At 72.0% G+C, this 7,135-nt stretch carries 4 protein-coding genes; 2 read left to right on the top strand and 2 right to left on the bottom strand.

Features of this window, described 5'->3' with window-relative positions:
- Positions 1-91: 91 nt before the first annotated feature.
- Together AB0I32_RS11710 and AB0I32_RS11705 are read right to left on the bottom strand one after the other, a co-directional pair.
- On the bottom strand, positions 92-1,660 hold the full coding sequence (locus tag AB0I32_RS11710) for an NAD(P)/FAD-dependent oxidoreductase (protein WP_357505996.1): 1,569 nt from the start codon (positions 1,658-1,660) through the stop codon (positions 92-94).
- Between the two features lie 49 nt (positions 1,661-1,709).
- Complete coding sequence (locus AB0I32_RS11705) at positions 1,710-4,121, bottom strand: Tex family protein (protein ID WP_357505994.1); 2,412 nt, start codon at positions 4,119-4,121, stop codon at positions 1,710-1,712.
- A 256-nt stretch (positions 4,122-4,377) separates the two neighbouring features.
- On the opposite strand from AB0I32_RS11705, the gene AB0I32_RS11700 reads away from it, so the two are divergent.
- Both AB0I32_RS11700 and AB0I32_RS11695 read left to right on the top strand, forming a co-directional pair.
- The gene (locus AB0I32_RS11700) at positions 4,378-5,637 is read left to right on the top strand and encodes a serpin family protein (protein ID WP_357505992.1); all 1,260 of its coding nucleotides are present in this window, start codon (positions 4,378-4,380) and stop codon (positions 5,635-5,637) included.
- Between the two features lie 104 nt (positions 5,638-5,741).
- Positions 5,742-7,133 carry an OFA family MFS transporter gene (locus AB0I32_RS11695; protein ID WP_357506014.1) on the top strand — a complete coding sequence of 464 codons (1,392 nt, stop codon included), beginning with the start codon at positions 5,742-5,744 and terminating at the stop codon, positions 7,131-7,133.
- The last annotated feature ends 2 nt before the right edge of the window (positions 7,134-7,135 follow it).

Below are 7,135 nucleotides of genomic sequence, written 5' to 3'. Positions count from 1 at the left end.
GTCGAGCAGGCCACCCAGCAGGAAGTAGAGCTGCCGCAGACCCATCAGCGCGAATGGACAGGCGCTCTACTTCGGCAGTCGCCGCTCCGGGTCAGAGGCCGTAGGACTCCAGGAAGCGGAGCCAGACCTCGCTGACCGTCGGGTAGGCCGGGACCGCGTGCCAGAGGCGGTCGAGCGGCACCTCGCCGACGACGGCGATCGTCGCGGCGTGGAGCATCTCCCCGGCGTCGGGCCCCACGAAGGTGGCGCCCACCAGCACACGCCGCTGCCTGTCGACGAGCACCTGGGCGCGCCCCTTGTAACCGGGCGTCTCCACGCTCGCGCCGGCCACCCAGGCCAGGTCGTACGACACTGCCTCCACCGGGATGCCCGCCGCGCGCGCCTCACGTTCGGTCGGTCCCACCCACGAGACCTGCGGCCGCGTGAACACGACCTGGACCCGAGCGCTGTGGTCGGCGGTCGCGGCATACCGCGACCACGCCTTGCCCTCCTGCCCGACGGCGGGCTCCGGGTCACCGCTCGTGGGCGACCGGTCCCCCGCCTCCGTGCCGTACCGCGCGGCCACGACGTCACCGACGATCCGCGCCTGGTACTTGCCCTGATGGGTGGTCGGCGCACGGCCGGTCACGTCGCCGCAGGCGTACAGCCAGCCGCCCGGCACGCCGGTGACCTGCAACGACTCGTCGACGACGAGAGCGCCGCCGCGGCCGAGCCCTGACTCGTCCAGGCCCACGCTCTCGAGACCCACGTCGGCCGTGCGCGGCACGCGCCCGGTCGCGACGAGGATCTCGGCAGCGGTGATCTTGTCGCCGTCGGCGAGGGTGACGGTCACCGGGCCGGGGCCGTCCTCGGCACCGACGCCGGGGCGCTCGACCGAGGCCACCTCGGCGCCGGTACGCACGTCCACGCCCAGCGCGGTCAACGACTCCGCGACCATCTCGCCGGCGAACGGCTCGGCGGCGGACAGCAGCCCGCCGCGCGACAGCAGGGTCACCCGCGCGCCGAGGTCCGCGTACGCGTTGGCCATCTCGACGCCGACCACCCCACCGCCGACGACCACCAGCGACTCGGGGACCGTGTCCGATGCCGTCGCCTCGCGGCTCGACCAGGGCGCGGCTTCCGCCAGCCCGGGCGTGCCGGGCAGGACGGGGACGCTGCCGGTCGCGACGATCACCGCATGCCGGGCGCGCAGGAGCCGCTTCGCCGGGGCCTCTCCCGTCTCGGCCTCCCCGAGGCCGCTGTCCGCCCCGCCCTGCGCCTCGCTGTCGGAGCCTGCCGGCACCGTGACCTCGACGAGCCGCTCCCCGGCCAGGCGCCCGTGCCCGCGCACCAGGGTCAGCCCGGCGCTCTCGACCCAGGAGACCTGCCCGGAGTCGTCCCAGTTGCTGGTGATCTCGTCGCGCCGGGCGAAGACCGCAGCGACGTCTGGCGCGCCCGGATCCCGTAGGCCGGGCGTCTCCTTGGCCAGGGCGCGCACGGCGCCCGCCCGCAGCAACACCTTGGACGGCATGCAGGCCCAGTACGAGCACTCACCGCCCACCAGCTCGGACTCGACCAGGGCAACGGACAGGCCGGTGCGCGAGGCCCGGTCGGCGGCGTTCTCACCGACCGGGCCACCACCGATCACTACGACGTCGAACGTCTCCTCAGGAATGCTCATGCCGTCATCGTGGCCTTCCGGCGGCCCGATCGCCAGACGGCTCGGCGTGTCAGGCCAACCCGGCCTTGCGCAGCGCGTCCGCCATCGCGGTGTCGGCAGGCGCGGGGCGCCCGCGGCCGCCCTGACCGCCCTGGCCCTGACCGCCCTGCCCTCGCCCGTTCCGGCCGCGACCCTCGTCGCCACCGGGACGTCCGCCGCGCTGACCGCCACCCTGGCCACGAGAGCCCTGCCCGCCCGGACCTTCTCCGCCGGAGCGCGAGCCACCCGAGGTGCGGCCGCCGGTCACGCCGATCTCGTCGTCCAGGCGCAACGAGAGGGCGATCCGCTTGCGCGGCAGGTCGACGTCCATGACCTTGACCTTGACGATGTCGCCCGACTTCACGACCTCGCGCGGGTCGCTCACGAAGTTCTTCGACATGGCCGAGACGTGCACGAGGCCGTCCTGGTGCACGCCGACGTCCACGAACGCGCCGAACGCCGCGACGTTGGTGACCTGGCCCTCCAGGACCATGCCGGGCACCAGGTCGCCGAGCTTCTCGACACCGTCCGCGAAGGACGCCGTGACGAACGCGGGGCGCGGGTCACGGCCGGGCTTCTCCAGCTCGGCGAAGATGTCGGTGACCGTGGGCAGACCGAACGTCTCGTCGACGAAGTCGGTGGGCTTGAGCGTGCGCAGCGCGCTCCCGTTGCCGATGAGGGCCTTCACGTCAGCGCCCACCGCCGTCACGATGCGGCGCGCCAGCGGGTACGCCTCCGGGTGCACCGACGACGCGTCCAGCGGCTCGTCGCCGCCCGAGACCTTGAGGAAGCCCGCGCACTGCTCGAACGCCTTGGGACCGAGCCGCGGCACCTTCTTGAGCGCCGCACGCGAGGGGTACGGGCCGTTCGCGTCGCGGTACGAAACGATGTTCTCCGCGAGTGTCGAGGTGATGCCGGAGACGCGCGACAGCAGCGGCACCGACGCGGTGTTCAGGTCGACACCCACGCCGTTCACGCAGTCCTCGACCACCGCGTCCAGCGACCGCGAGAGCTTGGTCTCGGTGATGTCGTGCTGGTACTGGCCGACGCCGATCGACTTGGGGTCGATCTTCACGAGCTCGGCGAGCGGGTCCTGGAGGCGGCGGGCGATGGACACCGCGCCCCGGATGGACACGTCGAGGTCGGGCAGCTCCGCGCTCGCGTAGGCGGACGCCGAGTACACGGACGCCCCCGCCTCCGAGACGATGGCCTTGGTCAGGCCGAGCTCCGGCGCCTTCTTCATGAGGTCGGCGGCCAGGCGCTCGGTCTCGCGCGAGGCCGTCCCGTTCCCGATCGCCACGAGGTCGACGTCGTGCTTCCTGGCCAGGGTGGCGAGCTTCGCGAGCGACTCGTCCCAGCGGTTCGCGGGCGCGTGCGGGTAGATCGTCGCGTACTCGACGACCTTGCCCGTCGCGTCGACGACGGCGACCTTGACGCCCGTGCGCAGACCCGGGTCGAGGCCCATCGTGGCCCGCGTGCCTGCCGGCGCGGCGAGCATCAGGTCACGGAGGTTGGCCGCGAAGACGCGGACCGCCTCGTCCTCCGCCTCGGAACGCAGCCGCAGGCGCACGTCGATGCCGAGGTGCACGAGGATCTTGGTGCGCCAGGCCCAGCGCACGGTGTCGGCGAGCCAGCGATCGCCCGGGCGGCCCTGGTTCGCGATGCCGAACTGGTGCGCGATGGTCGCCTCGTAGGACGTCGGCACGCCTGCCTCGATGCCCTCCTCCGGCTCGATCGTCAGGTCCAGCACGTCCTCCTTCTCGCCCCGGAAGAGGGCGAGCACCCGGTGCGACGGCAGGCTGGACAGCGACTCGGCGAAGTCGAAGTAGTCCGAGAACTTCGCGCCCTTCTCCTGCGCGCCGTCGCGGACGGTGGACAGCATGCGGCCGCGCTTCCAGAGGCGCTCCCGCAGCGTGCCGATCAGGTCGGCGTCCTCACCCATGCGCTCCACGAGGATCGAGCGGGCGCCGTCGAGCGCCGCCACCGTGTCCGCGACGCCCTTGTCGGCGTCGACGTAGGGGCCGGCAGCCGTCGTCGGGTCGAGCGACGGGTCGCCGAGCAGCGCGAGGGCGAGCGGCTCCAGGCCGGCCTCCCGGGCGATCTGCGCCTTGGTGCGCCGCTTCGGCTTGAAGGGGAGGTAGATGTCCTCGAGGCGCGACTTGGTCTCCGCCGCCAGGATCTGAGCGCGCAGCTCGTCCGTGAGCTTGCCCTGCTCCTCCACCGACGACAGGATCGCCGCGCGCCGCTCCTCCAGCTCGCGCAGGTACCGCAGCCGCTCCTCGAGCGTGCGCAGCTGCGCATCGTCGAGCGTGCCGGTGACCTCCTTGCGGTAGCGGGCGATGAACGGCACCGTCGCGCCGCCGTCGAGCAGGTCGACTGCCGCCGCGACCTGCCCCTCCCGAACACCCAGCTCCTCGGCGATGCGCCGATTGATGCTTGCCACTTGATCCCTTACCTCACGTCTAGAAGGTCGGGACAGATTGTGCCCGCCGCCACTGACACTTGTCGCATCCGCCGGGCGTGTCAGACAGCCGGATCATGATGGCGACCTGAGAGTCCCCGCACGAACCGCTGCAAGCCCGACGCGGCTCGGCACACAAGAGGTCAGAACCTCGCCGCAGGCGCTCCCGCGTGCGGCATCCCCAGGAGGAACAGTGCAGCGTCCCAGCCCAGCCCACGGTCGAAGTGCCCACCGTCGGATGACGGCCCCCGCCGTCGTGGCCGCAGCGGCACTCGCCCTGACCGCTTGCTCCGGCGCCGACCCCGACGAAGGCCTGGAACGCTCCGACGCGGAGCGCACGGTCATTACCGTCGCCGACGCGCCCGCGAGCGCCGACGCCGTCCGCGCCACCGAGGAGCTGGGCCTGCTCGCGCTGCGTGCGACCGAGGAACCGGAGGAGAACGCCCTCGTCTCCCCCGCGTCGCTCTCGTTCGCCCTGGCGCTGCTCGCCGAGGGCGCCGACGGCGACACGGCAGCGGCTCTGGACACGGCGCTCGGCGCCTCGGGTGCCGACCGCACGTCCACCTACAACGCCCTCCAGGGCGCGCTCGCGGAGCACGACGGCGACCCGGGGGTCGCGCAGGACGACGAGCTGCCCGAGAAGCCGGTGCTGCACCTCGTGAACCAGGCGGTCCTGGACGACGAGCTCGAGGTCGAGCCGGCCTACCTCGACGCTCTCGCGACGTCGTTCGACGCCGGGGTCCAGCGCACCGATCTCGGCAGCGCCGGAGGCAAGCGGGTCCTGGACGCGTGGGTGAACCACCACACCGGCGGCCTGATCAAGAAGTCGGCGATCGAACCCGACGCGAGGCTGCGCCTGGTCCTGCAGAACGCCCTCCTGCTCGCGGCGCGCTGGGAGACGCCTTTCCAGGAGGGCGCGACCAGTGACGAGGAGTTCACGGGCCCTGACGGCACCGCGCCCACCGAGATGCTGCACGGTGCTCAGTTCTGGGCGTACGCGGAGAGCGACGGGTGGGCCGCCGTCCGGCTGCCGTATATCGACGCGTTCCACGCGGACGTGCTCCTGCCGCCCGTCGGCACGGACCCTGCGGAGGTCTCGCCCGAGACCCTGACCGCTCTCACCGGCAGCCTGGACACGGCCGCACCGCGGACCGTCGAGCTGGCGATGCCGACCCTGGAGCTGGAGCCGCCTGTCCTCGATCTGGCCCCCGCGCTGGAGGAGGCGGGTCTTGGTGGCCTCTACGACGGCCCAGACCTGTCCGGCATCACGACGACGGAGCCGCTGCGGCTGAGCCAGGCGTTCCAGCAGGCCTACCTGCGGCTGGACGAGGAGGGCACCGTCGCGGCGGCCGTGACCGAGTTCGGCATGGAGACGAGCGGCGCGGCGCCGGAGGAACCCGTCCGGATGACCGTCGACCGCCCCTATCTGCTGCGGATCGCCCACACCGAGACGGGCCTGCCCCTCTTCCTGGCCGCGGTGCGCAGCCCGCAGCACTGACCATTGACCGGGGCATCCGGCCGCCAGTAGCGTGCGCAGCGAAACGGGTGAAACCGCACCTCCCGCGGCCGGATCCCCCGAGCACGAGGAGGTGCGTGGTGGCGTTGTCGTTCCTCGACCGCGAGCACACGGTGGCCAAGCCCGGTTACAGCAGATGGCTCATCCCGCCGGCGGCGCTCGCCATCCACCTGTGCATCGGCCAGGCGTACGCGACCAGCGTCTACAAGAGCGCGCTGGTGGCGCACTTCGAGTCGAGCCTGACGGCGATCGGCGTCATCTTCTCCATCGCGATCGTCATGCTCGGGCTCTCCGCATCGGTGCTGGGCACCTGGGTGGAGCGTGCGGGTCCCCGGGCCGCGATGTTCGCGTCGGCCTGCTTCTGGGCCTCCGGGTTCCTCGTCGGCGCGCTGGGCATCGCGACGTCGCAGCTGTGGCTCGTGTATCTCGGGTACGGCTTCATCGGCGGCATCGGGCTCGGCATCGGCTACATCTCGCCGGTGTCCACGCTGATCAAGTGGTTCCCGGACCGGCCGGGGCTGGCCACCGGCATGGCGATCATGGGCTTCGGCGGCGGCGCGCTCGTCGCCTCGCCGCTCTCGCGCCAGCTCATGGCGTTCTACGACAGCGGCTACGACCCCTCCGACCCCACCTCCGTGGCCTCCGGCAGCGCCGTCACCTCGCTCTTCGTGACGCTGGGCATCGTGTACTTCCTCGTGATGATGCTCGGCGTCTTCACGGTGAAGGTCCCGCCGCCCGGCTGGGCGCCAGCGGGGTTCAACGCTGGTGCGGTGGCTGCCAGGCCGATGGTGTCGGCCGCGAACGTCTCGGCGGCGAACGCGATCAGGACCCCGCAGTTCTGGTTCCTGTGGACCGTCCTGTTCTGCAACGTGACGGCAGGCATCGGCATCCTCGAGCAGGCCTCGCCGATGATCCAGGACTTCTTCCGTGACGGCGGCACCTCGTCGGTCGCGCCGACGACGGCGGCAGGCTTCGTCGCGTTCCTGTCCCTGTTCAACATGGCCGGCCGCTTCGTGTGGTCGTCGACCTCGGACTACATCGGCCGCAAGCCGACCTACATCATGTATCTGGGCGTCGGGATGGTCCTGTACCTGCTCCTTGCGACCGTCGGGCACCTCTCCACGGTGATCTTCGTGCTCGTCGCCGCGGTGATCCTCTCGTTCTACGGCGGCGGCTTCGCCACGGTCCCCGCGTACCTGCGTGACCTGTTCGGCACGTTCCAGGTGGGCGCCATCCACGGCCGCCTGCTCACCGCGTGGTCGGCGGCCGGTATCGCCGGACCGCTGATCATCAACGGGTTCCTCGACGCCCAGGGCACGCCGGGCGAGCTGGTCGCCGCCGACTACCGGCCCGCGCTGTTCACCATGGTCGCCGTGCTCGCGGTGGGCTTCGTCGCCAACATCCTGATCCGCCCCGTGGCGGCACGGTTCCACGAGGCGCCGAGCCGCGCCGACGCGTTCTCCGAGGGAAAGGCGTGACC

The sequence above is a fragment of the Promicromonospora sp. NPDC050249 genome (assembly GCF_040656015.1).
In the GTDB taxonomy this organism is placed as follows: Bacteria; Actinomycetota; Actinomycetes; order Actinomycetales; family Cellulomonadaceae; genus Promicromonospora.
Note: the sequence above shows the minus strand (reverse complement) of the source record. Positions and strands in the feature narration are given on the sequence as shown.

What these genes read in the sequence shown, in the direction of transcription:
- AB0I32_RS11700 (WP_357505992.1), top strand. Translation starts at nt 4,378, where the DNA reads ATGACGGCCCCCGCCGTCGTGGCCGCAGCGGCACTCGCCCTGACCGCT.
- AB0I32_RS11710 (WP_357505996.1), bottom strand. Translation starts at nt 1,660, where the DNA reads ATGAGCATTCCTGAGGAGACGTTCGACGTCGTAGTGATCGGTGGTGGC.